The organism is Hymenobacter sp. BT491, assembly GCF_014349165.1.
Classification (GTDB): Bacteria; Bacteroidota; Bacteroidia; order Cytophagales; family Hymenobacteraceae; genus Hymenobacter; species Hymenobacter jejuensis.
The window spans coordinates 519092-543778 of the sequence record NZ_JACSJJ010000003.1; the positions used below are offsets into that span (position 1 = coordinate 519092).

Below are 24687 nucleotides of genomic sequence, written 5' to 3' on the forward strand. Positions count from 1 at the left end.
AAGCGCAACCGGACGGCCACTTTTTACGCTAGCTACAGCAGCGTTTGCCCACCCGGGGTTGTGCATCGCGGTTTGCCATGGCCTTTTTCGCCTACTGTAAATCTGGCCGACCACCGCCTGCCCTAATTTATCCGTGGATCACGATTAGGCCAGAGGCGCTTTTTAAACACAAATGCCTTTCAATCAATTACTTACATAAAAAACCTACAACTTACTGCTGCGGCTGCGCAACAGCATATCGGCGAGCACCAAGTTGGTCATGGCGTCGACGATGGGCACGGCACGCGGCAGCACGCATGGGTCGTGGCGGCCTTTGCCGGCCAGTGTAATCTCTTCGCCTTGGTCGTTGATGGTGGTTTGGGGCTGTAAAATTGTGGCCACGGGTTTGAAGGCAACGCGGAAGTAGATATCCTGCCCGTTGCTAATACCGCCCTGAATGCCACCCGAGTGGTTCGTGCGCGTCCGGACGGCGCCGATTTCGTCGGTATAGAAGGCATCGTTGTGCTCCGAACCGAACAACAGCGTACCATCAAAGCCCGACCCGTATTCGAAGCCTTTTACGGCGTTGATGCTCAGCATGGCTTTGCCCAGATCGGCGTGTAGCTTGTCGAAAACGGGCTCGCCCAAACCGGCGGGCACCCCGCGTACCACGCCCGTTACGATGCCCCCAACGGTGTCGTGCCGGTCGCGAGTCTGGCGGATGAGTTCGGCCATGCGCTCGGCAGTCTCGGGGTGCGGGCAGCGTACCGGGTTGCTTTCGATAAGGCCCAGATCAAGCTCCTCGTAGCCTACGGGCACGCGCACAGCGCCTACCTGCGACACATAGCTGCTCGCTTTGATGCCGTAATGCGCCAGCAGCTCGGCCGCGACGGCCCCGGCCGCCACGCGGGCCGCCGTTTCGCGGGCTGAGCTTCGGCCGCCGCCGCGGTAATCACGACGGCCGTATTTCGCGTCGTAGGTGTAGTCGGCGTGCGAAGGGCGGTAAGCGTGTTCGATGTGCGAATAATCGTGGCTGGCCTGATCTTGATTGCGAATGAAAAGCCCAATAGGAGTTCCTGTGGTTTGGCCTTCAAACAGCCCCGAGAGCACTTCCACGCGGTCGGCCTCCCGGCGCGGCGTAGTCAGGTCCGACTGGCCGGGCCGCCGCCGATCCAAAGCCGTCTGGATGGTTTCGGCGGTCACGGGCAGCCCAGCCGGGCACCCATCGATGGTGACGCCAATGCCCACGCCGTGCGATTCGCCGAAGGTGGTGATGCGGAAAAGAGTGCCGAAAGAGTTCATAAGCAAAAGAATAGCGTGACAGCGCCGGCAAAGCTAACGCTACATTTTCTTTCTCCACCAGCCAAATCCGGCGATGGCCGCTAGCAGCACCAGCACCAAATTGGCGTACAGACGCACATTGCGGTACTCGTCCAGCGGTTGTAAGTGGTTGTCGGCGTTGTTGAGCACGTCGGCGTAAAATGGGTCATCGGGATTGCCGTGAAAGCCCGAAGCCAGCTTGGCGCTGCCTCCAATGTCGGGGCGAATTTCCGGGCGCAGCGTATCGTAGCGGGCCGTGCTGGGGTTGAACACCACCAACGACAACACGCTGTCGAGCGGCAACACGCCGGGCTGTTGGGCCACCATGCGGTAGCTGAATACCTTGGCCCCGCCCACGCGGCCGCCCTGCCGCGTCAGGTCCTGCTGCACATCCGGCCCGTAGACCTCCAGCTTGGGCCGGGCACGCAAAACCGGCGCCGAGAGGGCCGCCAGATTGCCTTCGCCCTCTACCCGAAAAGTGTACGTAAACACTTGCCCCGTGCGGAAAGCCGTGCGGTCGATGGCCTCGCGCAATTGGTAATTACCGACCGGCACTTGATCGCGCAGCGGGTGTGGCGGCAACGGTTTCACGGTCACAGTACGGGCGTCTGAGTAATAGATTTTGTAGCCCTCCAGGCGGTTATCAGAGCCTGCCTCGGGCTTTTTGGCGACACGGTATTTCACCATTTGCAAGGGCAAAGCCGGAAATACAAGTGGTTGATTATTAAGCGGATAGTATTCGGCTTCATAGAGTCGATAGCGCAGGTATTTCTTGCCGCCGGCCACAATGGTTTCGGGCAGAATCTCTTGCTCTTCGAAGGGCTCTTCCCACGCCGTGCGCTGCCGCATCCGGCGCAACAGATCCGGGAGCTGGCCGGCAAAATTGTGGAAATCGAGCAGCCCCTGATCGCTGGGCGTGAGGTAGAAATACAGCCCAATGTGCACGCCCTCGCCTACATACACGCTGTTTTTGTCGGCTACCAACGCCAGAAAAGCGTTGTCGTGCGGCTCGATGTAGTCCTGCGGGCGTGGCTTGCCAAAAAGCTGATCCAACAACCCAATGCCCTGCAACGGTCCCGCACCGGGCGGTGCAGTAGCCGAGGGCGCCTGCGCCGCAGCTACCGGCCCTACCTTCAGCGTAGCGCCTGCCGAGCGCACCACCTGCCCATTGACGGTCATGGTAAAGGGCTTAATCACAAACTCTCCTTCGGCAAAGGCAGCGTACCGCTGCGTAATGGTCAGTTCGGTAGTGGTTTGTCCGCCGGTGATGCGGGTGGTGGTGGTGCTCGACTTGCCGCTTTTCTTGAACCCTTCGAGGTCGGGGAAGGCCGAATACCGCTCCAGCGGCGCACCGCGCAGGTGGAAGCTGATGGTGAAATACTCGTTGACCGGGAAAGCAACTTTCCCCAGCTCAATTTCGGCTTGCCCGGTGGCATCAACTTGTGCCTCCGCCCAATATGACCCCATCAAGAGCACACAAAGCAGCAGGAAGCGAAAAATAAACGGAAGCATTCTCAGCACTCTTAAAACTACACAAAAACCCAAGCGGAGCAGTTGAATCGCGTTTTGCTCAAGGGAAGTAGTTAAGCACAACCTTAGCCGAAGGTTTGGCAGCTCGAAAATTTATGGTTGAGCTCAATCCGAACTTTCAGCACCGCCGTAAGTGCCTTTCAAATACCCGAAACCTTCTGGCTCAGATTTCAAAAAACGGCTTTTTAGCGCGTGCTAGAACTCTATTGCCTAAACTTTTCAATTCACCCTTAACATTTTTCCCATGTCTAAAATCACCCAAACCGGTGGGGATGAAGCGGAGTTCGCCAAGCCGCTTTATGTACCGATCAAGCGCCGTTCCTTCTTCATGTATGCCGGAGCCACTGCTGGCGCTACTGCGTTGCTTTTGGCTGGCTGTAAAGATGACGATAACAATCCTTCTCCTACCAATGGCAACTCGGTTAGCTTGGGTTCGGGCGATGTAGGCGTGTTGAACTATGCTTATGCTTTGGAACAACTCGAAGCAGCATTTTATGCGCAAGTAAAGGCCAATCCCGCAGCCGACCTCTCTACGGCCGAGAAAGCGTACTTTACCAATATTGCTTCACACGAGGCGCTGCACCGCGATTTCCTGAAAGCTGCCATCAACCGCGATGCGCCAGGCCAGATTATCGCGGATCTGACGCCTGACTTTTCGTCCATTGACTTCACGAAGCGCTCCGGCGTATTGGCCGCTGCAGTCGCATTCGAGGACTTGGGTGTGTCGGCCTACAACGGAGCTGGCAAACTCATCAAAAAGGTGGATTACCTGCTGGTAGCGGGCAAAATTGTATCGGTGGAAGCGCGCCATGCTGCTTATGTACGCGACCTGATGACGGCCGGTAGCTTTGCCGCCGACGACATTGTGGACCCCACTTCAGGCTTGGACAAGGCCCGCACGCCCAGCGAAGTGCTCGGTATCGCGCAGAAGTACATCAAGCAGACGATCGACGGCTCAAAAGTCGGCATGTAATTTCTCCCACCGAATTAAGAAACACTCGCCATGAATATATTTCAAATCATCGATAAGCTTGCCGCCGTTGACCCGGACGTTCTGGACCGTTTTGACTCGCGCCGGGCTGTGTTCAACTCGCTGGGCTCTATGGCCAAGCGGACGGCTTTATCGGCCACGCCGTTGTTTTTGGGAGCATTATTCCAGAAAGCCTATGCTCAAACCGCGGCCGAAACGCCAGTTCAGATCCTGAACTATGCGCTGACGCTGGAATTGCTGGAAGCCGACTTTTACAAGAAATTCTTGGCCGCCGGCACGATACCGGCCGGCGCTCCACTCGGGGCCATTACGCAGATCAAGAAGCACGAAGATGCGCACGTCACCTTGCTGACGAACGCCATCAAAGGCCTCAACGGCACTCCAGTTACGGGCGTGACCTTTAAGCAATCTGCTTTCCCCGCCGATTACGCAACACAACTCGTTGTAGCACAAGCACTTGAAGACACAGGCGTACGGGCATACAAAGGCCGGGCCGGTGAATTGCTGGGCACCGATTTGCTGACCGTTGCCTTGCAGATCCACTCGGTAGAGGCTCGTCATGCGGCGCACATTCGCGGTATGCGCCAGCAGCCCGCCTGGATTCCGGCCTCGGATTCTGCGTTGCCTGCTCCCCTTGGTCCGGTTTACACGGGCTCTACTCCGGAAAGCAACACGACGCAAGCAGGGGTGGAAGTAGTATCTGCACTGAAATACTCGGCCGACGATGCCGCTGCAGCATTCGACGAAATCCTGACCAAAGCCGAAGTGCTCGATATGTCGCGCGCTGGCGGCTTGGTGCAAAGCTAGATCCTTGCATTTCTTACTTAACGACAAAAAAGGACTGGCGTGTTGCTAGTCCTTTTTTGTAACAGAAAAATTCTTTGCCACTTGTGATTTTTGAACGAGGTGATTGAGCTATGGATTCTATGAGGCTTTTATCAACAAACACCTAAAAGCTACACAATAGCATTTTTCCATTATGGCGTGAGGTGGCCCTTTTGCGTCGGCACACACCAAGATTTAGGTTTTAAAAGAGGGGTAACGCTTTAGCGTTACCCCTCTTTTGTTTTGCCCTCTATGCTCGGCTATAGCCTGCCTTTTGCAGCTCTTGCTTTTATAATTATGCCCAAGAGCAAATATTTACATAACACATTTACTATCAAATAATTACAAAAACATAAGGCCTCATCAACTGTAATTTACTATAGATTTATTGTTCTGCTTAAGGCCATATATACGGGTGCGTTTCAAGCAGCATGAATATTCAGAAAATCATACCCACCTATAAAGTTTACCTAAAAAACATAACCTCCGGCCCTACCTGCACCGTAAGTGACATACAGCTACTAGTACTTTTTGATTTGGCAACCTCCAAAACGGCCTTTTGGGAGTGTGCTGGTAGCGTATTACCCACCTAGTTCTTTTGTTCACTTTAACCTCTGTTCTCATGTCCAAAATCACCCAAAATGGGACGGACGAAGCGGAATTCGCCAAGCCGCTTTATGTACCGATCAAACGCCGCTCTTTCTTCATGTACGCTGGTGCCACCGCTGGTGCCACTGCCTTGCTATTAGCAGGTTGCAAAGACGAAGACAACAACGTGGCTGCTCCTACTACCCCTGGCATGGTAAGCGTCGGAACCGGCGACGTAGGTGTTCTGAACTACGCTTACGCCCTGGAGCAGCTCGAGGCCGGTTTTTACACGCAAGTCCGTACAGGTACTTACTATACTGGCTTAGCGGCTACCAGCGCCGAGAAGCAGATCTTGGACGACCTCTACTACCACGAAGTTATTCACCGCGAGTTCTTCAAGGCGGCTATCACGGCAGCAGCACCTACCCAGATCATCAAGGCATTGGAGCCTGATTTCTCGAAAATCGATTTCAACAGCCGCACCAGTGTACTAGGCACGGCCAAGGCATTTGAGGACCTCGGTGTTGCGGCATATAATGGAGCAGGCCGTTATATTCAATCGGCTCAGTATCTGGTAATTGCCGGCAAAATTGTATCGGTGGAAGCGCGCCATGCGGCCATCATCCGTGACTTGGTTGCCGAAGCTTCGTTTGTCGATTCCGACGTGGTTGCAATCGGCTCGACGGGCTTAGAGCTTTCGAAAGAGCCTTCGGTAGTGGTAGCTACGGCTAACACGTTCCTCAAAGACGGCTCGAAGCTGGACGTTTCCGGCATCAAGTAAGGCAGGTCGCTTTCGGCCCTTTCCCACATCCAAACTGCACATTCACTATGAATATTTTTGCAATACTTTCTGAGCTCGAGAAAACAGATCCGGAGGTTTTCGAACGCTTCGACTCGCGTCGCCGCGTGTTCAAACACATGACCGGCTTTGGCAAGACGCTGGCGGCTTCGGCGTTGCCTTTGGCGCTGGGCTCCATCTTCAACAAAGCCTACGGCCAGACGACTTCGGCCCCCAGCGTAAACGACGTACTCAACTTCGCCCTAAAGCTGGAGTATCTGGAATCATATTTCTACGATGCGGGCCTGGGCGTTGCCGGTTCCACGGCTACTGCCGCTCAGACCACTTTCCGGGCTCTGTTTAGCGCTACCAACCTATCGGCCCTCGACAAGATTCGCACCGACGAAGCCAACCATGTAAAGTATCTGGCTACTGCGCTGGGTGCCAACGCGATCGCAGCTCCGGCGCGCACGCAATTTGACTTTACAGGCGGTAAAGGCTCTGGCACAGGCCCTTTCGCAGATGTATTCCTGAATCCAGCCACGTTCCTGGCGGTTGCGCAATCGCTGGAGGACACCGGGGTGCGGGCCTACAAAGGCGGTGCTCCTTATCTGATGAGCAACAAAGATGTATTAACAGCTGCGTTGAACATTCACTCGGTAGAAGCTCGTCACGCTTCGCGTCTGCGCACGATGCGCCGTGCTGGTGCTAACAACAACACGGCCTCTGCTGTAGCACCTGCTGGTACTACCGAAGCCGGCCGCAACGCATCGCCCAAAAGCTGGATTTCGGGCAAAGACAACGGCGGTGCCTCGCCAACCCAAACGGCGCCGATCTACGACGCCGGCACTGCTCCCTCTTACACTCCAACCGGTATTACATTTCCGGCTGAGGACAATGTAACCCAAGGCGGTGTAAACCTGCAAACGGCTCTGTCGTCGCTGAACTTCCCAACGCTGGCCTTCTCCGAAGCTTTCGATGAGCCACTCCCCGTTCCTACGGTGTCGGCTATTGCCAGCACGTTCACGATTACGGGTAGCACGTTGTTTAGCTAATACGCAGCCCCTTTGTTTCCGCTTATTAAAAAGGACTGGTCTTCGGATCAGTCCTTTTTGTTTTGCCATCACGCAACCCTTTCCCGTGCGTGCCTCTCTTGTCGTTGGTGCATCCGAGTTTATCGGAGTATCTTTGTAGAGGCCGCTACGGGGCCAATTGCTTGCCAGTAACCTTTGCTGATGTCTGATTCTGCTTCTTTTGCGGACCGCGTGATGCGCCGCCGCTCCTTTTTTCGCGTGGCCGGTGCCACGGCCGTGACGTCCGCGCTGGTGCTGGCGGGCTGCGACACCAACACCCCGACGCCCGTTGCCACCGATCCTGTGTTGAGTTTGGGCAGCGGCGACACGGGCATTATGAACTACGCTTACCTGTTGGAACAGCTGGAAGCGGCATTCTACCAAAAAATCATCGACACGCCCCCTTCCGATCTGCGGACGGGCGAGTTGGCCTACTTCATCGACCTACGCGATCACGAAGTCATTCACCGCGAGTTCTTCAAGTATGTTTTAGGCACTACCGATGCTATTCAAACGCAGGAATTCGATTTCAGCACGCTCACTCTCACAACCCGTGCGGGAGTGTTGGCAGCAGCCAAAACCATCGAAGACTTGGGCGTAGCCGCCTACAACGGCGTGGGTAAGCTGGTCGCTAACACTGTGGTGCTGACCATGCTCAGCAAAATTTCGTCGGTGGAAGCCCGCCACGCCGCCCTGATCCGTGATTTGCAGCAACCCGGTGCGTTTGCCGACACTACCGTATCGCCGGTGAGCGGCGACGGCGCTGGCCTCGACCTGCTGCTGACACCGACGCAGGTACTCGAAGCGGCAAAGCCTTTTTTCAAAATCACCTATTCCGTTGCCAGCTTACCTACCTCGTAAGGGCGGTTTTCTTCTCCTATGAACATTCTGAAGCTACTGGCCGATCTGGCCGAAGTTGACCCGGAAATAACCGAACGCCTCAGTCCGCGCCGCGACGTACTCAACCGTTTAGGCAAGCTCAGCGGTAAAGCGGCTGTGGCAGCCCTCCCGATGGCTTTTGGCACCCTGTTGCAACAAGCCTATGGCGGGCCCAAAGACACGATTTACGATGCGCTGCGTTTGGCGCTGACCCTGGAATACCTGGAGAGTGAATTTTACGGTCGGGCTCTGGGTGTATTGCCCAGCAACTCGCCCGTAGCAGCAGGACTCATTCCGGCAGATGCGCGAGCAGGCATCGAAACGATTTACCGTCACGAGCAGCAACACGTTGATACACTGAAGCTTGTAATTCAGTCTTCCGGTGGCGACTTGCCTGCTAAGCCCAACTTCGATTTTACGGGCAGCAAAAACGGCAGCCAGTCGGCACCGTTTGGCGACGTGTTTACCAACTTCGATACGTTTCTGAAAGTAGCCCAGACGCTGGAAGATACCGGCGTGCGGGCCTACAAAGGCCAAGTGGCCAACCTTGCTTACGACAACGCCATCGTCGAAGCTGCGGTGCGCATTCACAGCATGGAAGCACGGCATGCCTCCCACATTCGCACGTTGCGGCGCGGACGCGGGGCCAACGTCAAAAGCTGGATCAGCAGCAACGACGAGGTCATTACGGTGCCGGGCAAAACGGACGCGGCGTATGCCGGCGAAGAGTCTACTAAGCAGCTTGTGACCTTGGCCAGCTCCGATGGCTCGACCCGCAACATCTTGGTGCCCTTCGATAATTCGGGCAGCAGTCTGCCTATTGACATCGACAAAATCGGTACGGCGATCTTGGTGAAAGTAGCCGAAGCCTTCGACGAGCCCCTGACGGCAGCCTCGGCTACGGCGGTAGCGTCGGCTTTCATTTTTTAACACCGAATTAACATAATTTATACAGTAAAGGGACGGCCAAAACCGTTCCTTTACTGTTATACACAGCAAACGTTTGCTGAAGCAATTATTCTTCGAATAGTTGCACTGGCATGAGTATTTATTGTATATTTCAGTAGATCTGTTTTATGCCGCTCCTTGGTCGGAAGCCTTTTTACAGGGCAGCCGTATACGTACTGCAACCAACCACACTCATCCTTACACCCCGCTAGAAAACATTCTTATTACGATGCTGGAATACGCAAAAACCATCCTGCTCAAGGTCAGCTTCGACAAAATCTTATTCGAAAAGGAACTGCGCAAAGCCTTGCGCATGCTGGCCCCTACCGAGTTAGTCGAGTTGAAGGAATGGTGTTATCAACAATTTGCCCGGCTGTATCGCCGTATTTTAAATCGCGTGTTTACGCAATCTACCACGACCTAATCCTCAACAACAAGGCCTCTTAACCAACAGCGCCGAACTGCTCAGAGCAGTTCGGCGCTGTTGGTTTCGCCCGGCCCGACAGGCTTCGGCCCGTCGGTTACGAACTGAATGTTACGTACCAAACCGGCATACCCCGTCCGCTTCACGGCCGATTGACGAAACAGCTCCGAAAACAGCTCGTGCGTAATTTCCTGCCAATCGCTGGCACGCATTTCCTTGAGTTGTGGATGCGCGTTGAATTGTGGCTCGTCGTGCGGCTTGGCAAAACGATTCCAGGGGCACACATCCTGGCAGATGTCGCAGCCGAAAACCCAGTTGCCGAACTTCCCATTCACTTCGGTCGGGATCTGGTCTTTCAGCTCAATGGTGAAGTAGCTGATACAACGGCTGCCGTCTACTACATAGGCTTCCGAAATAGCATCCGTTGGGCAGGCGTCCATACACTTGGTGCAGGTGCCGCAGTAGTCTTTGATGGGACCGTCGTATTCCAGTTCCAAATCCAAAATCAGCTCGGCGATGAAATAAAAGCTGCCTACGCCGGGCGTAATGAGGTTGCTGTTTTTACCGACCCACCCCAAGCCGCTTTTCTTCGCCCATACCTTGTCCATGACTGGCGCCGAATCGACGAACACGCGCCCACCGACTTCCCCAATTTCAGCCTGAATATCGGCTAGCAAGGTTTTGAGTTTGTCCTTTATAACAAAGTGATAATCACGGCCATACGCATACTTGCTGATTTTAAGCGTATCGTCGGGCTGTTGCTCATCTTGGGGTGGGTAGTAGTTGAGCAACAGTGAGACCACCGACTTGGCGCCATCCACGAGCAGGCGCGGATCGAGGCGCTTGTCGAAGTGGTTGGCCATGTAGGCCATTTTGCCATTCATCTGGCGGCTAAGCCAGGTTTCGAGCCGCAGGGCTTCTTCTTCCAGAAACTCTGCCTTCGACACGCCGCAATACATAAAGCCCAGCTCCGCCGCGCGGCGCTTGATGAAGGCAGTATAAGCAGCAGTTGGGAGCATGACGACCAGAATGAGTGCGCAAAGATCGGCAGAAAGCCGGGCCGAAGCATTAGAGGCGCAGGAGCAAAAAGAAACGCGCCGGGGTTACCGGCGCGTTCCATTACACACAAATACTTAATAATCAATTATTTATACCTGCGAATCAAATAAATCAGTAGTGTTGCCGCGCAAATGTTGGGGCATCAGCTTGCCCAAGTGCCGGTACGCTGCCTCGGTAGCCTCGCGGCCGCGCGACGTGCGCATGATGTAGCCTTCCTGAATTAGGAACGGCTCGTACACTTCCTCAATGGTTTCGGCTTCTTCGCCACACGCCGTGGCAATGGTGCTGATGCCCACGGGGCCACCCTTAAACTTATCGATAATGGTGGTCAGGATGCGCTTGTCCATGTCGTCGAGGCCGTGGTGGTCGACGTCAAGAGCGTTCAGGGCAAACTGCGCGATATCGACGGTGATGGTGCCGGTGCCTTTGATCTGGGCAAAGTCGCGGGTGCGGCGCAGCAGATTGTTGGCGATACGCGGCGTACCCCGCGAACGACGGGCAATCTCGAAGGCTGCGTCGTCGTAAATCGGCGTGCCCAGAATTTCGGCCGAGCGCTTCACAATGGTGGTGAGCAGCTTTGAGTCGTAGTATTCCAGACGAGCGTTGATACCGAAACGCGCCCGCAACGGAGCCGTCAGCAAACCCGACCGCGTGGTGGCACCGATGAGCGTAAACGGCGAGAGCGAAATCTGCACTGAGCGCGCATTCGGACCCGAATCGAGCATGATGTCGATGCGATAGTCTTCCATCGCCGAGTACAGATATTCTTCCACCACAGGGTTGAGGCGGTGAATTTCGTCGATGAACAACACGTCGTGCGGCTCGAGGTTGGTGAGCAAACCCGCCAGATCGGAAGGCTTGTCGAGCACCGGCCCCGACGTCATTTTGATGCCGGCCCCTAGCTCGTTGGCGATGATGTGCGAGAGCGTGGTTTTGCCCAAGCCGGGAGGCCCATGCAACAACACGTGGTCGAGGGCATCGCCGCGCTGCTTGGCGGCGGCCACAAATACGCGCAGGTTATCCAGAATTTTCTCCTGCCCCGTGAAATCTTCGAAGCTGAGCGGGCGAAGGGCCTTGTCTATTTCTTTGTCGGTGGCGTCCATTTGGCTGCTGTCACCGGTCAGGTATGTTTCACGCATAAGACGGCGAAATTGAGAAGTTGGTAGCGGGAAGGTAACACCTAGAGCAAGGAAATAGCTCCGTTTTTAGCAAAAAATCTGTTCATATCGATGTTTTGCTATTTGCATTAGCAAAAACCAGTGTAAAACCTGGTTGCCTACGGCATTTTTGATGTTTTACTTAGGCCCAAGCTTCACCTTTCAACCTGAAAAGAAGCGCTTGGGAACGCGAATGCGCGCAAGCTCCGTTCTTTGCGTTCGTTTTTCTGATTTTTCTGCATGTTTTCGTCTGAGCAACCGCTGGTTTCCCTTCACAATCTTCCGCCCGATGCTTATCAGCGGCTGTCGCCTTGTTTGTCGCTGCTGGGCATGGCGTGCACGCACCTGTTCAGCCAATCGCACGGCCCCGTACCGGAGCATGTAACAGCGCTTACCGGCCTGAATAGCAGCGTAGTAGCCGACCTAAATGCCATCGACTCGACTCCGGTTCTGCAACAGCTGTTGCTACAACGGCCGTTGCGCCTCTACGATTTTGTGCTGGTCGGCCAGCTAAGTTTGCGCAGTCCCTTGGAAGGGCCGGTGCTGGCCTTTGTGCAGCACCAGATGCAAATCGATGGCACGCAGCTACAGACGTTGCTCTCGTACTGCCTGCACCTGAGCGAGCAATTGCAACATGCTCTGGAACAACACCTTGCCGGGCCGAGCGGAGCAGCAGCGCTGGCGCCTTTGCGCCGCCGACAGCAGCAATTACAAGCCGTGTTTACGCAATTTGAAGCAACCCTGCACCCGCAGTTGCCGCCCGTCGTGACGCTGGGTTTCGACGAGGCGCGCTTGCAAATGCTGCGGCTGGCCTTGCTGCTGGCCGAAACGCTGCCGCAATCCGAAACCGATCATCCGTTTGTGCAAGCGGTAGCTCGGCTGTCCAGCTTTCGGCCCGAAGCCGTGGCGGCGCTGCTGGCTCGTTTCGGGGCCGTGCAGCCGAACGAGCGACTGGGTCTTTCACTTCCCGAACTGACGCTGCTCTACCAAGCCATGCAAGTGTGCGGGCTGGTTTTTGTGTCGGATATCCTGAGCATTCTGGGGCTGGAAAACGCCTTTCCGACCGATGCAAAGTCCCCGACAACTTCCGCCGAGCCGCTCGGCACCAGCCGACAGGCGGTGGGGGCATTGGTAGCCGGTTTTACCAATTGGGTGCAGCGGGAGTTTGGCCACGAACCGCAGGTGCAGCAGGCCCGACAAGAGGTCGCAGCGCTCACCGATCTTTTATAACTAATTTATAATCAATATTTTATACAATGTATAGCAAAACCGAAGTTGCTCAGCTTCGACAGGCTTTCTGGACTACGTTCGGCCAGTATATGCTGCCCGTGCCCTCGGCGGAAGGTGTGCGCACCAACTGGATCAACTACAAAACGGGCCTCAAACACGTGCAGTTTCGGATGCACGCCGACGGTCGGCGCGCCGCCATCGCCATCGAGCTGACGCACCCCGATGCCGACATACGGGCCTTGTTTTTTGAGCAGTTCCAGGCGCTGAAAAACGTTTTGCACGAATCGGTGGGCGAGCCCTGGCAGTGGATACCCGACGCGCTGGACGCCAACGGCCAGCCACTCGCCCGTATCTTCCGGGAGTTGCAGCCCGTCAACCTCTTCAACCGCGACGATTGGCCGCAACTAATCTCCTTTTTTAAGCCGCGCCTAATCGCGCTGGACGAGTTCTGGAGCAACGCGCAATACGCATTCGAAGAACTACGTTAGAATAACAATATTCTTAGATATACACTTATATTTAGCTCAACTGTATACGTTCTACAGGCCGTGACTGCCTTTCCACCACATATTCCGTTCCCTAAATCTTTACAGCTATGCTAAAACTACTTTGCTCAATTTGTTTGCTATCGCTCGTGGCCTTGGCGCCCGTCCATGCGCAAAAATCCACTTCCACACCGCGTTATCTGATGCTGGTGCGCGACCTAGATCTCGATGCTGGTGGTTTGGCAACCAAGCCGACCCTGACGGTAATTGAGGACGGAACTTTCACGACCGTCGAACTACCTACGCTTCGCGGCAGTACTTACTCGAAGAAGGTAGTTAATGCCTCCATGAGTGGCCGCGTCGACTCCACTACAAACCTCCTCCGCCGCAACCGCTACGTCAGCAACCTGCTGTACCAAGCAGAAATAAAAAAACTCAACGAACTGGGTACGCAGGGTTGGGTATTGGTAAACACCCTTCAGGAAGGAACCACGGTGCGCTATCTATTGCAGAAAAATGAGGAGGCACTCGGCCGGGCCGGCACTTCGTCCCGCTAATTATAGCTACCCCTTCGCCCCTTTTTTGCAAGCGCCTGCCCGAAAAATCGGGCAGGCGTTGTATTTATAATTTATTGCTAATCAATCGTTTAACAAAACTTCAATTTCCAGGTACAGCCAATCCTCTTCCCAAGATTTGTGCACCAAGCGGGCCGTGATGTTTTTGCCGGCCTCCAGCAGCCGCGCGACTGTTTCGTTACGGCCTTCGGGCAGGTAGCCAAGCCACACAGCCGGCACCGAGTCGGTGGCTTCGGTGTGTACTTGCACGGCCCAGTCGTCGTATTTGCTATCGGCCTCGCGGATGAGTCGCAGAGGCTGCCCCAGATACAAGCCGGGCTCGTGCTGTTTGAGGTTGGGGCGGTGCGTGGTGCCGGCCACAAGGCATTCGAGCAGCACGAGGGGAGCGGAGGCGTCGGCAGTGTTCATGGGGCCAAAATACAACGCTGCCGCAGATTTCCCTTTTTAGTTGCGGGGACTGTTGCACGTTTTCCCGAAAACCGGTTCTTTTGATTGCAATACCTGTTTCACGCGTTGCCTTATTCCGATGAATTTTCTGGATTCTGCTTTCCGTAACCCGACTAAGAAAACCGTTATCCTCATGGCTGCCGTTTGGCTGCTTGGGGTCGGGTTGCTGGGGTTCGCAACCGAAGGATTTAACAAAAGCAGCGCGGGCATCTATATCATGATCTTCTTCGGCCTGACTGCAGTTGGACGGGTATTCGGCCGCTATCAGAAGGCCAAGCAGTAGGCAAGAATTTATTTGATCTCTCGAGGGTCAAGGGCGGCACTGTTTGTCGGGCCGAGAGAGGCTATGCTTTTTTGCGGACGCAGAAAATCTGGTTTTCTTGCTGCATGAAAAAGCTCTACTATCTCCCCGCTTTACTGCTCGTAGCCATCTGCTCTTGGGCATTTTATCCGAAGCCAGCCGAAACCGGCAACAGCATGATGGTGATCAGCAACTTGTCGTTTGGCCTCAACGCACAAGCTTCCATCGTGACCATCAACCCCGATGGCACGCAGCAGGAAAAAGAAATCGATTTCAGCCGGGGCAGCGCCAAGCAGCTAGCCGCCAACACGACGGTAGTGCACAAAGCGGCCCTTGCCACCATCAACGAGTACACCCGCAACGGCTGGCGCTTGGTGAGCACGGCTCCCAATGGCGTAGCAACCGCTGGCACTACTGTTTTCAGTCAAACTATTTACCTGCTGCAGAAGCAGTAAGCATAGTATGTGCCATGCAAAAGGGCCGCCCTTAAATGGAGCGGCCCTTTTTTGTGTCTTTTGGCAAGAAAATTTTATTTAAATGCCTGAATACCAGTTATATCTGCCCCTGTAATTAGCAGATGCACGTCGTGGGTGCCTTCGTAAGTGATTACCGACTCTAGGTTCATCATGTGGCGCATGATGGGATATTCGCCGGTGATGCCCATGCCGCCGTGAATCTGGCGGGCTTCGCGGGCTACCTGCAAGGCCATGTCCACGGAGTTGCGCTTGGCCATGGAAATCTGGGCCGAGGTGGCTTTGCCTTCGTTTTTCAAAACGCCTAAGCGCCAAGCCATTAGCTGCGCCTTCGTGATTTCGGTGATCATTTCGGCGAGCTTCTTTTGCTGCAACTGAAACGAAGCGATGGGTTTGCCAAACTGCTCGCGCTGCAACGAATACTTCAGCGCCGATTCGTAGCAGTCGATGGCGGCCCCGATGGCGCCCCACGCAATGCCAAAACGGGCCGAGTCGAGGCAGCTCAGCGGACCTTTGAGGCCTTCGATGTTGGGCAGCACGTTTTCCTTCGGAATGCGCACGTTGTCGAACACCAGCTCGCCGGTGCAGGAAGCGCGCAGGCTCCATTTGTTGTGAATTTCGGGGGTCGTGAAGCCTTCCATGCCGCGCTCCACGATCACGCCTTTCACGCGGCCTTGTTCGTTTTTGGCCCAAACCACCGCAATTTGGCATTCGGGCGAGTTCGAAATCCAGAGCTTAGCGCCGTTGAGCAGGTAATAATCGCCCTTGTCTTCGAGCTTGGTAACCATGCCGGCGGGGTTGGAGCCGTGGTCGGGTTCGGTGAGGCCAAAGCAGCCGAGCCACTCGCCGGAGGCCAGCTTGGGCAAGTACTTGCGGCGCTGTTCTTCGGAGCCGTACTGGTAAATCGGGAACATCACCAGCGAGCCCTGCACCGAGGCCGTAGAGCGCATGCCGGAGTCGCCGCGCTCGATCTCCTGCATGATCAGGCCGTAGCTGATGTAGTCGAGGCCACCCCCGCCGTACTCGACCGGAATGGTCGGGCCGAACGCGCCCACGTCGCCAAACTTGCGCACAATCTCGGAAGGAAAATGCGCGTCCTGCGCCCATTTTTCGATGCTGGGCGAGATTTCGCGTTTCACAAAGTCGCGGATGCTCTGGCGGATGAGCTTGTGCTCTTCGGTGAGCAGGCCGTCGAGGTCGAAATAATCGGTGAAGCCGGCGGCGTTGGTCGAGCCGTGGTGCTGGCTGGCTTTGGCCTTAGGCGAGAGAACGTCGGATTGCGATGACATAGCGATGGGATGGGTGGGCAATGATTCCAAAGATAGAATATTTGCCTCGGACAACAGGCCCTGGCCGGAGTTGGTTCGGCCGCCGGTGCTGTGCTGACGGGCGGGGCTATTCACTTTCCGTTTTCTGCCGTACAGTGCATGTGTCAACCCATCCCACCCGTCCCAATGAGCCACGCGAAGAAACTCAACGAACTCGAAGCCACGGCGATTTGCGGCAACGACATTTCTTCCTCCTGCCTGTACGTGTCGGCGTTGGCCATTGCCTATGCCGGCCAATACGCCTGGCTGGCGCTGATTTTGGTAGGTGCCGTGCTGTTTTTGTTTCGCAAAATTTACGGCGAAGTTGTGGGCGCGCTGCCGCTCAACGGGGGCGCTTACAACGTGCTGCTCAACACCACCAGCAAGCGCAACGCCGCTGTAGCAGCCTGCCTAACCATCCTTTCCTACATGGCCACGGCCGTGATTTCGGCCAGCGAAGCCATGCACTACTTGCACAATTTGTGGAGCGCGTTGCCCATCCAAACGGCCACTATCGGCCTGCTGGGGCTGTTTCTGCTGCTCACAATTCTGGGCATATCGGAGTCGGCGAAGGTGGCGGTGGCCATTTTCCTCACGCACATTGTGTCGCTGACGCTGCTAGTGGGCTTTGCGGCGTGGTTCTTATTTACACAAGGATTTGATAATCTGCATTTTAACTTTAGCGGCCCAATCAAAGGCGGGAGCCTGCCCACCGCTCTTTTTTATGGCTTCAGCGCGGCCATGTTGGGCATTTCGGGCTTCGAGAGTTCGGCCAACTTCGTGGAAGAGCAGGCGCCTGGCGTTTTTCAGAAAACCCTGCGCAACATGTGGGTCGTGGTGAGTGTGTTCAACCCCCTGATTGCTTTTCTGGCCATTGCGGCGCTGCCCCTGGCCGAAGTCGGGACACATACCGAAACGTTGTTGTCGTACATGGGCACCATAACGGGCGGTCCGTGGCTGGGCATGCTGATTTCGGTGGACGCGGTAGCCGTGCTCAGCGGGGCGGTGCTGACGTCTTTTGTGGGCGTCAGCGGCCTGATGCAGCGCATGGCCCTCGACCGCATTCTGCCCCAGGCCTTTCTGAAAGAAAACCGGCGCAAAAGCAACTACATCATTCTCATTACCTTCTTCGTGCTGTGCATTTCGGTGCTCCTCATCACGCAGGGCGAACTAGGGCCGCTGGCGGGCGTGTACACCATCTCGTTTCTGTCGGTGATGGCGTTCTTTGCCATTGGCAATTTTCTGTTGAAAAGTAAGCGGCCCAAGCTCCCACGGCCCGTGTACGCGGGCATTGTAACCGTAGCCCTGGCGTTGGCAGGCGTGCTAACGGCGCTGTACGGCAACATCAAGATTCACCCCGATTACTTGGTGGTGTTTCTGCAATACTTTGTGCCTGCCATCGTGATCGTCTATGTAATGCTCAATCGCATGGTCATTCTCAATCTGGCCCTGATCGCGGCCGAGTCGCTGGCCGAGCACCTGCCCCGGTTTTCGCGGGTGAGCCGCGTGGTGGTGCGGCGGCAACTGCGCGAGCTGGCCAAACAGGAATTCGTGTTTTTCACCAAAGGCGACAACGTGGCGAACCTGAATAAGGTGATGACCTACGTAGTGGAAAACGAGTTTACCAACCGCCTAAAAATCGTGACGCTGCTCAAGGACGGCGAACGCTACTCGGAAGAATTGCTCACCGACATCGACGTGCTTGACCGCGCCTATGACCAAATCGAAGTGGAATTTGTCTCCCTCAACGGCGAATTCGGTCCGGAACTCATCAACAAGCTGTCCTACGAGTGGCAAATCCCGAAGAACTTCATGTTCATCGGCTCCCCCGGCGACCGCTTCCCGTATCAAATCTCCGAACTGGGCGGTGTTAGGCTAATTATTTGATTATCAATATTTTGTGATAAAATAAAAAATAAGGTCCGCGCTAAGTGTTTAGCGCGAACCTTATTTTTTTGTGCAACCTACAACAGTAGCGCTGTTAGAAATGCAGGTTCAGCGACGCCAGAAAATTGCGCGGCGCTTGTGGGTAATGGTAGTTGAAATACTGCACCTGCCCGCCTTCGATGTAGCCATAGGTATAGCCGTTGCTCTCGTACCGGGTGCTGAAGATGTTATTTACCAGCAACGCCACTTCCACGTTGCGCAGCCCTAGTTTTCCGGGCTGGAAAGCGTACCGCAAGCGCAGATCATTAACAAAATACGAGTCGATGCTGCGGTCGTTGGAGGCGGTGTTGTCGAGGTACTGCTTGCCTACGTATTTGCTCAGCACCGCCAAGCGTAACCCGCTCACCGGCTGGTACTCAAGCGTATTGCCCACTATCACGGCCGGCGAGAACGAAATATCCGTTTCGCGATAGCGCGTGGCTGCTTCGCCGCCGTTGTCGTAGTCGGCGAGGTAGTCGGTGTAGTTCTTGATTTTGTTGCGACTAAACGTCGCGTTTGCGCTGATGGTGAGTTGCTTAGCTACTTGTGCAGCGCCGGTTAGCTCTACGCCCGTGCGGTAGCTGTCGCGCACGTTGTTGTGAATGGGGTTGCCCACGTCATCCAGCTTACCCGACAGCACCAATTGGTTGCGATACAGCATCAGGTAGTAGTTGGCCGACCACTGAAAAACGCCCGCGTTGCGCCGCAAACCGGCTTCTACGTTTTGCAGCTTCTCCGAAACCGGTCGCCGCTCAGCGGGCGTATCGGTGTAGTCGGTGCGGGTAGGCTCGCGTTGGGCAACGGCGTACGAGGCGTATGCCGTAATGCTGTGCGGCAAAGTATACGTGAGCCCGGCTTTGGGATTGAAAAAGTGGAAATACGTGTTCTGCTGCCCCTTTTCGCCGCTGGCGAGCGGGCCAAAGAAGGTGTACTTCACGTAACGGTATTGCAGATCGACAAAGGCACTTAGCGGTTCAGCCAACTGATAAACGGCTCGTGCATAGCCATTTGCATCCGTCTTGAGGGCGTTCGGCTCGCTGTAGTAGCGGTAACCCGATTCGGGAATATTTAGGCCGTATTGCGCCCACGTCAACTCGTCGAAGTGCTGCCCGCGGTAGCCGATGGTCGCGCCGCCGAGCGTAAGTTCGGTCAGGGTGCCCGTTTCGGGACGGTATTGCAGGGAGTAGGTGGCACCGTACAAATCCGTTTTGAGCCAGCGCCGCCGAATGACATCCGTGGAGGTAATCGTATCGAGCCCCCCCGCCGCACGCGCCGCGTACACGGGGCCGCTAATGCCGTATTTGGCAAAATCCTGACCCACTTTATACTCCTCGTAGTAGCCGCCGCCCCGCGTCCAGAAAGGCGTGACGCTTAAGTTCCAGTTCGGCCCAAACTGATGGGAGACAAGCAGTTGGTAATAATCTTGCTGGTAGTTGTCGGTTTGGTTGCGATACGCAGGGAAGTGCTGCCCGTAATCGGTGCCGGCTTCGTTGAAACGGCGCTTTTTGGTTAGCAGCGAATCGGCTAAACCGTACCAGGCCTGGCCGGTTTTTTCGCGCCCAGTCAGGACCATGGCGCGTACCAGCGTGTTTTTGCCCGAATACGTGCCCGCCAAATACAACGACCCCAGCCGCGAAGCCGACCGATCTACATAACCCTCTGACTGCAAACGCGATACGCGCGCATCCAACGTGAAGTGGCTATTAATCAGACCGGTACCGGCGGCGATAGTGCTTTTCCAGGTGCCATACGAGCCGGCCGAATTGTTGACGTTGGCGTAGGGCTGCGTGCGCAAACCAGTGGTTTCGACGTTCAGGCTGGCGCCAAACGCGCCCGCGCCGTTGGTGCTGGTGCCCACGCCGCGCTGCACCTGAATGCTTTGCACCGAAGAAGCCAGATCCGGCAAATCAACGAAAAACACACCGTGCGATTCGGATTCGTTGACTGGTACGCCGTTGAGCGTCACGTTGATGCGCGTGTTGTCGGTGCCACGTACCCGAATGCCGGTATAGCCCACACCCGTGCCGCCATCCGAATTAACCACCACGGAAGGCGTCTGGTCGAGCAGGTACGGCAGGTCCTGCCCAAAATTGCGGGCCTGAAGCTGCTCATTCGACACGTTGGTGTAGGTGGTGCCGGTTTTCTCGTTGGCGCGCGTAGCCGTCACAACGGCCTCACCGGTCACGAAGTCGGCGGGAGCCAAGGCCAACCGCACTTGCTGCGCGGCTGGCTGGCCTTGCACTGCTTGCACCAGCTGCCGGTAGCCGATGAAAGAAATACGCAGCTCGTGTGCCCCGGCGGGCACCGCAGGCAGCGTAAACGCGCCGCTGGCGTCGGTGGCGGCGCCGGTTGGCGTGCCGTCGAGCACGATGCTCGCGCCGGGCAATGCAGCCCCCGTGCGGGCGTCGGTAATGGAGCCGGATACGGGGCCTTGCGCCCATGCCGCGGTCAGAGGCAACGCTAGCAGCGCGGCTCCGAAACCCAGTACTTTTTTCAAGTGGTAAAAATGGAAAGGTGGAACGGACCCAACGCCAGGGGTCGGCGCAACAGGTTGTACGTTCGCGGATCGTTTGTTCCCTTCGCCGGCATTACCCGGATCAGGTTCAATGGGTATGATCTCAGCCCGGCCGATTCCATCTGAAATTCCGGGCACCCCTAAACTCTGTTGCAAAGCTAGAGCCTGCCTGGGCCAGTTCCAAACTACCGGCCCGTATACTTTACTTTCGCTTGAGAATCAACTATCTTAGGAGATAAGATATACCGCAGGGAGGCGAAGCGAAAAGCACGATTTTGCGGAAACAACTCTGCCCCCGGCATCGTTATCTCAGCAGCGCTCGTCGGATTTACGCTATTAGTCGACTTACACCTCGCCTCGCCATGATCAGCCTTGTTTATACGCTCGTGGTCCTTGCCATTCTGGCCTACTTCATGGTGATTCCGCGCCGTCGTTTTCAACGTCCGCCTTACCCGGACAACGACGACGATGGCGGCGAACCACTGGATGATGGCCTCCCCGACCTGGATTTGCCCCCCGGCATTACACGCCCCATCAACGATTGGGAGCCCGATTACAACCGCCGCCCCAAATCGCCCGTTCAGCCTTCAGAGCCAATGCTCTTATAACTATTTAACTAACAAACACTTACAAAAACGCGACCCTCTTTACCTTTTGCCTTCTGTTCATCGTGGCTGAAACAGAAGCAAAGTAGAGAGGGTCGCGCTTGTGTGTGGGAAGCAGACTACGGGAGACCTTTGCGCATCCGCACGTACGGAATCGGGCCTTTGTAAAACCTTTCGCCTTCCACAGCCATCCCAAAACGGTGGTAAAACGCGGCCGCTTCGGCCCGCGCATCACACCAGATCGTGCGGGCGCCCAAGCGCCGCGCTTCCTGCATGGTATGCGTAAGCAACGCAGAACCAATGCCTTGGCGCTGGCAATCGGGCTGCGTGGCAAACTTGCGAAAGCGCGCCTCGTCGCCCTCCAAAAACAACGAAATCACCGATACCAACTCCTCGCCGCGAAAAGCCCCGTAGTGATGCCCCTCTGCATCTTCCGCGATCATGACGTAGCTCCGCGGCTTGTCGGGCCACAGCACCGAGTGCCGCAAGTCATAAGTAGCATCAGCCTTTATACTCTTGATTAACAGGTGCATATGCGTTTTAAGCCTAAAAACTAGAAAGCTAAGCTCCCCTCCTTTTTTTTAAGGAGGGGCTGGGGGTGGTAAAGGTCGTTGAGCGAAGACTAGTTCTAATTCTAGCTAACCACCCCCAACCCCTCCTTAAAAAAAGGAGGGGAGCTAGTTTCTAGCTTTAGTTAATGGCTTTATACTACGGTGATGTCGTAGTTGGCGGAAAAACTCTTGCCAGGTCTTAGAGTCATAATACCTTCTTTATCAGATAGTTCCTGCACCTCGCCTATTGAGCTAGCTACGCCGTGCCACGGCTCGATGCACACGAAGGGGGCACCTTCGCCTTTGGTCCAGAGGCCGAGGTATGGAAAGCCATCAAAACGCATCCGGACGCTGCGGTCGGAGCGGAAGCTACGTAAGGTGATGTGCGTGAAATCGTAGTGCTTGAGCACCAGGGCATCCTGCTCAAAAAGTGGGTAAGTCAGGGGCAGCTCCGTTTGCTCGTGGAGCACAGGTTCGGTTTGGCAGTTGAGCAGGCCGCCTTCCAGCACATGCCGCTCGAAGGTTACGGGGTGGTCGAAATGAAAAAAGTAATCCTCGAACTTCTCTTCTTCCTCGAGTATCGGGCACCGAAACGCCGGGTGCGCGCCAATGCTGAACAGCAAATCCTGATCGGCAGCCGGGTTTTGCACGTCCCAACCCACGGTAAGCGTGCGGTCATGGAGCTGGTAGGTGATGGCCAACAGGAAATCGAACGGGTACACGGCGCGGGTTTGCTCGTCGGCGCGCAGCTCGAAGCGCAGTTGCGTGGGCGTCTGGCGTACCAAGGCAAACTCGCGGTCGCGGGCAAAACCGTGCTGCGACAGCTTGTAGCTATGGCCGTTATGCAAATACGTATCCTGTGGCAAGCGCCCGACAATCGGAAACAGCACCGGCGCGTGGCGGCCCCAAATGGCCGGGTCGGCCTGCCACATGTACTCCAGCTCAGCGCGTTCGTCGACGCTTTTGCGGATGAAGCTGCTTAGCTCCGCGCCGTGCGAATTTACGCTTACGCGGCAGAGGTCGTTTTCGAGGGTGTAGGTCATGGGGGTTTAACGAAAATTGCGGGGCTTGGTGAGGCGCATCCCTATACTTTTAGCAACTCATCGACCAAGCGGCAAGCCTGCTCCAGGCGCTGTTCCGGCGTGCCGCTGACCTCCGCAAAATGAGCGTGTAGCTGGCGCAGCTCCTGCTGATAGACGGCAAAGAAATGGTGACGCAGGTGCGGATGCTCGCGCAACGGATCGGCCTCCCAGGGCAAATCCACGTTCAGCAGCAACACCAAGTCGTAGTGGCGCTGCTGAATTTCGTCTTTGATCCACTCGGGGCAATGCCCAAAGGCATGTTCTGCCCACACTTTGATCACCAACAAATCGGTGTCGCAGAAGAGGATACGCGAAGCTCCGGCCGCTGCAACTTCTTCGGCCGCGAGCTGGCCGTGGGCGATGGCCTCCAAGTCATCAAGGGTGTAGTGCGGCCCGCGCTCTTCCAGATATTTACGGGCGTATTCGGGAGCCCAGGTAGTGTGGTAGTACTCGGCCAAATGGCGGCTAAGAGTGGTTTTGCCCGTCGATTCGGGGCCAGTAAGAGCGACGCGCAGCATAGGCCAAGATACGTTTTGGGCGGCCAGAAGTTAATTTACGACTGCGCTTTGCGCCGCCAGTTGCTCCTTGCGCATGGTTTTGCGCCATTCGAAGTAGCCATAAATCGCCAGCACCAGGTACACGGCGTACAGCCCGCTGGTCGGGTACAGATGCTTGTACCACAGAATGGGCACGTAGATAATATCCACCATAATCCACAACAGCCAGTTTTCCAGCCGTTTGCGCGTAAGCTGGTACTGCGCCACCAAACTACCGGCCGTCGTGAAGCTGTCCCAGTGCGGCAGGGCGGCGTCGGTGTGGTGCTGTAGATAATAGCCAAACCCAACTGTGTAGGCCGCTGCTGCCAGCATCAGCCACAGCCACTCGGCGGGCCGCGTGCGCGAGACCGGCAACTCGGTTTTGCTGGCGCCGCCGTACAGCCATTCGTACCACCCATAGAGGCTCATGGCAATGAAAATCCCCTGCAAATTGCGGTCGGAATACAGCTGCGCGCGGTGGTACACCACGATGTAAAGCGCACAGCTAAAAATAGCCACCGGAAAATTCCAGATTGATTCTTTGGCCGCCAGCCACACGCAGGCCAGTCCGGTGAGCACGGCCACCCACTCCAGCGGGGTGTTGCCGGCGGCAGAAGTCCAAAACTCGTAGAGCGAATGCAGCAAGACCAGAAGTTCAGAGGATGAAGCTTTGCCCGCCACACCAGCGGTCGGGCAACGCCAAAGCTAACGAGCCACGGACTATTTTTGCCTTTGCAACCGCTTTTTCCTTTGTCCATGCTCCCCGAACTCACGCCCGAAGACCTGCACGCTCGCCTTCAAAACGGCGAATCCATTCAGCTCATCGACGTGCGCGAGCCAGAAGAATACGAGTATTGCCAACTATCAGACAGTCAATTGATTAGCTTAAGCGATTTGCCACAGCATATCGAGGAGATCGCCACCGACCGGCCCGTCGTGCTGATCTGCCACCACGGTGTACGGTCGGCGCAGGCGCTGGCATACCTTCAGCACCGTCATGGCTTTACGAACCTGCTCAACCTGCGCGGCGGCATTCACGCGTGGTCAGTACGCGTCGATTCTTCGGTGCCTATCTATTAATTGGCCGTTTCTCTAACTAGTTC

The 24687-nt window shown here is 55.9% G+C and carries 26 protein-coding genes and 1 riboswitch; of the genes, 15 read left to right on the forward strand and 11 right to left on the reverse strand.

Annotated features, from left to right (window positions below; all coding sequences use genetic code 11):
- Positions 1–204: 204 nt before the first annotated feature.
- Positions 205–1281 (reverse strand): chorismate synthase, encoded by a 1077-nt coding sequence (aroC, locus tag H9I52_RS13710; protein WP_187454328.1) that lies wholly within the window; start codon positions 1279–1281, stop codon positions 205–207.
- A gap of 39 nt (positions 1282–1320) precedes the next feature.
- A complete protein-coding gene (locus tag H9I52_RS13715) occupies positions 1321–2811 on the reverse strand; it encodes a BatD family protein (protein WP_187454329.1) in 1491 nt (496 codons plus the stop codon).
- A gap of 262 nt (positions 2812–3073) precedes the next feature.
- Between H9I52_RS13715 and H9I52_RS13720 the strand changes: the two genes are divergently transcribed.
- The 7 genes from H9I52_RS13720 (at position 3074) to H9I52_RS13750 (ending at position 9335) form a co-directional block, all read left to right on the forward strand.
- Positions 3074–3802, forward strand: coding sequence for a ferritin-like domain-containing protein (locus tag H9I52_RS13720; protein WP_139516022.1), 729 nt, complete (start codon positions 3074–3076; stop codon positions 3800–3802).
- 30 nt (positions 3803–3832) lie between these two features.
- Positions 3833–4627: a ferritin-like domain-containing protein gene (locus H9I52_RS13725; RefSeq protein ID WP_139516021.1), complete on the forward strand. Its 795-nt coding sequence runs from the start codon at positions 3833–3835 to the stop codon at positions 4625–4627.
- A gap of 640 nt (positions 4628–5267) precedes the next feature.
- Positions 5268–6014 carry a ferritin-like domain-containing protein gene (locus tag H9I52_RS13730; protein ID WP_139516020.1) on the forward strand — a complete coding sequence of 249 codons (747 nt, stop codon included), beginning with the start codon at positions 5268–5270 and terminating at the stop codon, positions 6012–6014.
- A 47-nt stretch (positions 6015–6061) separates the two neighbouring features.
- The gene (locus H9I52_RS13735) at positions 6062–7066 is read left to right on the forward strand and encodes a ferritin-like domain-containing protein (protein ID WP_139516019.1); all 1005 of its coding nucleotides are present in this window, start codon (positions 6062–6064) and stop codon (positions 7064–7066) included.
- 180 nt (positions 7067–7246) lie between these two features.
- Entirely contained in the window at positions 7247–7945 is a 699-nt protein-coding gene (locus tag H9I52_RS13740; RefSeq protein ID WP_187454330.1) for a ferritin-like domain-containing protein, read from the forward strand.
- Positions 7946–7963: 18 nt separating this feature from the next.
- Positions 7964–8893 carry a ferritin-like domain-containing protein gene (locus H9I52_RS13745; protein ID WP_187454331.1) on the forward strand — a complete coding sequence of 310 codons (930 nt, stop codon included), beginning with the start codon at positions 7964–7966 and terminating at the stop codon, positions 8891–8893.
- A gap of 247 nt (positions 8894–9140) precedes the next feature.
- Positions 9141–9335: a hypothetical protein gene (locus tag H9I52_RS13750; protein ID WP_187454332.1), complete on the forward strand. Its 195-nt coding sequence runs from the start codon at positions 9141–9143 to the stop codon at positions 9333–9335.
- A 41-nt stretch (positions 9336–9376) separates the two neighbouring features.
- On the opposite strand, the gene queG is transcribed toward H9I52_RS13750, so the two are convergent.
- Complete coding sequence (queG, locus tag H9I52_RS13755) at positions 9377–10354, reverse strand: tRNA epoxyqueuosine(34) reductase QueG (RefSeq protein WP_187454333.1); 978 nt, start codon at positions 10352–10354, stop codon at positions 9377–9379.
- Positions 10355–10483: 129 nt separating this feature from the next.
- A complete protein-coding gene (gene ruvB / locus H9I52_RS13760) occupies positions 10484–11533 on the reverse strand; it encodes a Holliday junction branch migration DNA helicase RuvB (RefSeq protein ID WP_187454334.1) in 1050 nt (349 codons plus the stop codon).
- 258 nt (positions 11534–11791) lie between these two features.
- On the opposite strand from ruvB, the gene H9I52_RS13765 reads away from it, so the two are divergent.
- The 3 genes from H9I52_RS13765 to H9I52_RS13775 all read left to right on the forward strand — a co-directional run bounded on the left by H9I52_RS13765 (position 11792) and on the right by H9I52_RS13775 (position 13823).
- Positions 11792–12781, forward strand: a complete 990-nt coding sequence (locus tag H9I52_RS13765; RefSeq protein ID WP_187454335.1) for a hypothetical protein — start codon at positions 11792–11794, stop codon at positions 12779–12781.
- Positions 12782–12807: 26 nt separating this feature from the next.
- Positions 12808–13269 (forward strand): DUF4268 domain-containing protein, encoded by a 462-nt coding sequence (locus H9I52_RS13770; RefSeq protein ID WP_187454336.1) that lies wholly within the window; start codon positions 12808–12810, stop codon positions 13267–13269.
- Between the two features lie 107 nt (positions 13270–13376).
- Entirely contained in the window at positions 13377–13823 is a 447-nt protein-coding gene (locus tag H9I52_RS13775; protein WP_187454337.1) for a hypothetical protein, read from the forward strand.
- A gap of 81 nt (positions 13824–13904) precedes the next feature.
- Here H9I52_RS13775 and H9I52_RS13780 read toward each other — a convergent pair whose 3' ends face one another.
- A complete protein-coding gene (locus tag H9I52_RS13780; RefSeq protein ID WP_187454338.1) occupies positions 13905–14249 on the reverse strand; it encodes an HIRAN domain-containing protein in 345 nt (114 codons plus the stop codon).
- 118 nt (positions 14250–14367) lie between these two features.
- Here H9I52_RS13780 and H9I52_RS13785 point away from each other — a divergent pair, with 118 nt between their 5' ends.
- Entirely contained in the window at positions 14368–14571 is a 204-nt protein-coding gene (locus H9I52_RS13785) for a hypothetical protein (RefSeq protein ID WP_187454339.1), read from the forward strand.
- Positions 14572–14675: 104 nt separating this feature from the next.
- Complete coding sequence (locus H9I52_RS13790; protein WP_139516009.1) at positions 14676–15044, forward strand: hypothetical protein; 369 nt, start codon at positions 14676–14678, stop codon at positions 15042–15044.
- Positions 15045–15118: 74 nt separating this feature from the next.
- Here H9I52_RS13790 and H9I52_RS13795 read toward each other — a convergent pair whose 3' ends face one another.
- Positions 15119–16351: an acyl-CoA dehydrogenase family protein gene (locus tag H9I52_RS13795; protein WP_139516008.1), complete on the reverse strand. Its 1233-nt coding sequence runs from the start codon at positions 16349–16351 to the stop codon at positions 15119–15121.
- 138 nt (positions 16352–16489) lie between these two features.
- Here H9I52_RS13795 and H9I52_RS13800 point away from each other — a divergent pair, with 138 nt between their 5' ends.
- A complete protein-coding gene (locus tag H9I52_RS13800) occupies positions 16490–18256 on the forward strand; it encodes an APC family permease (protein ID WP_262386075.1) in 1767 nt (588 codons plus the stop codon).
- A 94-nt stretch (positions 18257–18350) separates the two neighbouring features.
- Here H9I52_RS13800 and H9I52_RS13805 read toward each other — a convergent pair whose 3' ends face one another.
- Complete coding sequence (locus H9I52_RS13805) at positions 18351–20792, reverse strand: TonB-dependent receptor (protein ID WP_187454341.1); 2442 nt, start codon at positions 20790–20792, stop codon at positions 18351–18353.
- Positions 20793–20850: 58 nt separating this feature from the next.
- Positions 20851–20962: riboswitch (TPP riboswitch) on the reverse strand.
- Between the two features lie 210 nt (positions 20963–21172).
- On the opposite strand from H9I52_RS13805, the gene H9I52_RS13810 reads away from it, so the two are divergent.
- Positions 21173–21418 carry a hypothetical protein gene (locus H9I52_RS13810; protein WP_139516005.1) on the forward strand — a complete coding sequence of 82 codons (246 nt, stop codon included), beginning with the start codon at positions 21173–21175 and terminating at the stop codon, positions 21416–21418.
- A gap of 116 nt (positions 21419–21534) precedes the next feature.
- Here the strand turns inward: H9I52_RS13810 and H9I52_RS13815 are convergent, their stop codons facing one another.
- From H9I52_RS13815 to pnuC, 4 genes are all read right to left on the reverse strand, one after another.
- Positions 21535–21948 carry a GNAT family N-acetyltransferase gene (locus tag H9I52_RS13815; RefSeq protein ID WP_187454342.1) on the reverse strand — a complete coding sequence of 138 codons (414 nt, stop codon included), beginning with the start codon at positions 21946–21948 and terminating at the stop codon, positions 21535–21537.
- A 170-nt stretch (positions 21949–22118) separates the two neighbouring features.
- Positions 22119–23009, reverse strand: a complete 891-nt coding sequence (locus H9I52_RS13820; RefSeq protein WP_187454343.1) for an aldose 1-epimerase family protein — start codon at positions 23007–23009, stop codon at positions 22119–22121.
- A 41-nt stretch (positions 23010–23050) separates the two neighbouring features.
- On the reverse strand, positions 23051–23566 hold the full coding sequence (locus tag H9I52_RS13825; protein WP_187454344.1) for an AAA family ATPase: 516 nt from the start codon (positions 23564–23566) through the stop codon (positions 23051–23053).
- Positions 23567–23596: 30 nt separating this feature from the next.
- Positions 23597–24229, reverse strand: a complete 633-nt coding sequence (gene pnuC / locus H9I52_RS13830; RefSeq protein WP_187454345.1) for a nicotinamide riboside transporter PnuC — start codon at positions 24227–24229, stop codon at positions 23597–23599.
- 111 nt (positions 24230–24340) lie between these two features.
- Between pnuC and H9I52_RS13835 the strand changes: the two genes are divergently transcribed.
- Positions 24341–24664: a rhodanese-like domain-containing protein gene (locus H9I52_RS13835; protein ID WP_139516000.1), complete on the forward strand. Its 324-nt coding sequence runs from the start codon at positions 24341–24343 to the stop codon at positions 24662–24664.
- The last annotated feature ends 23 nt before the right edge of the window (positions 24665–24687 follow it).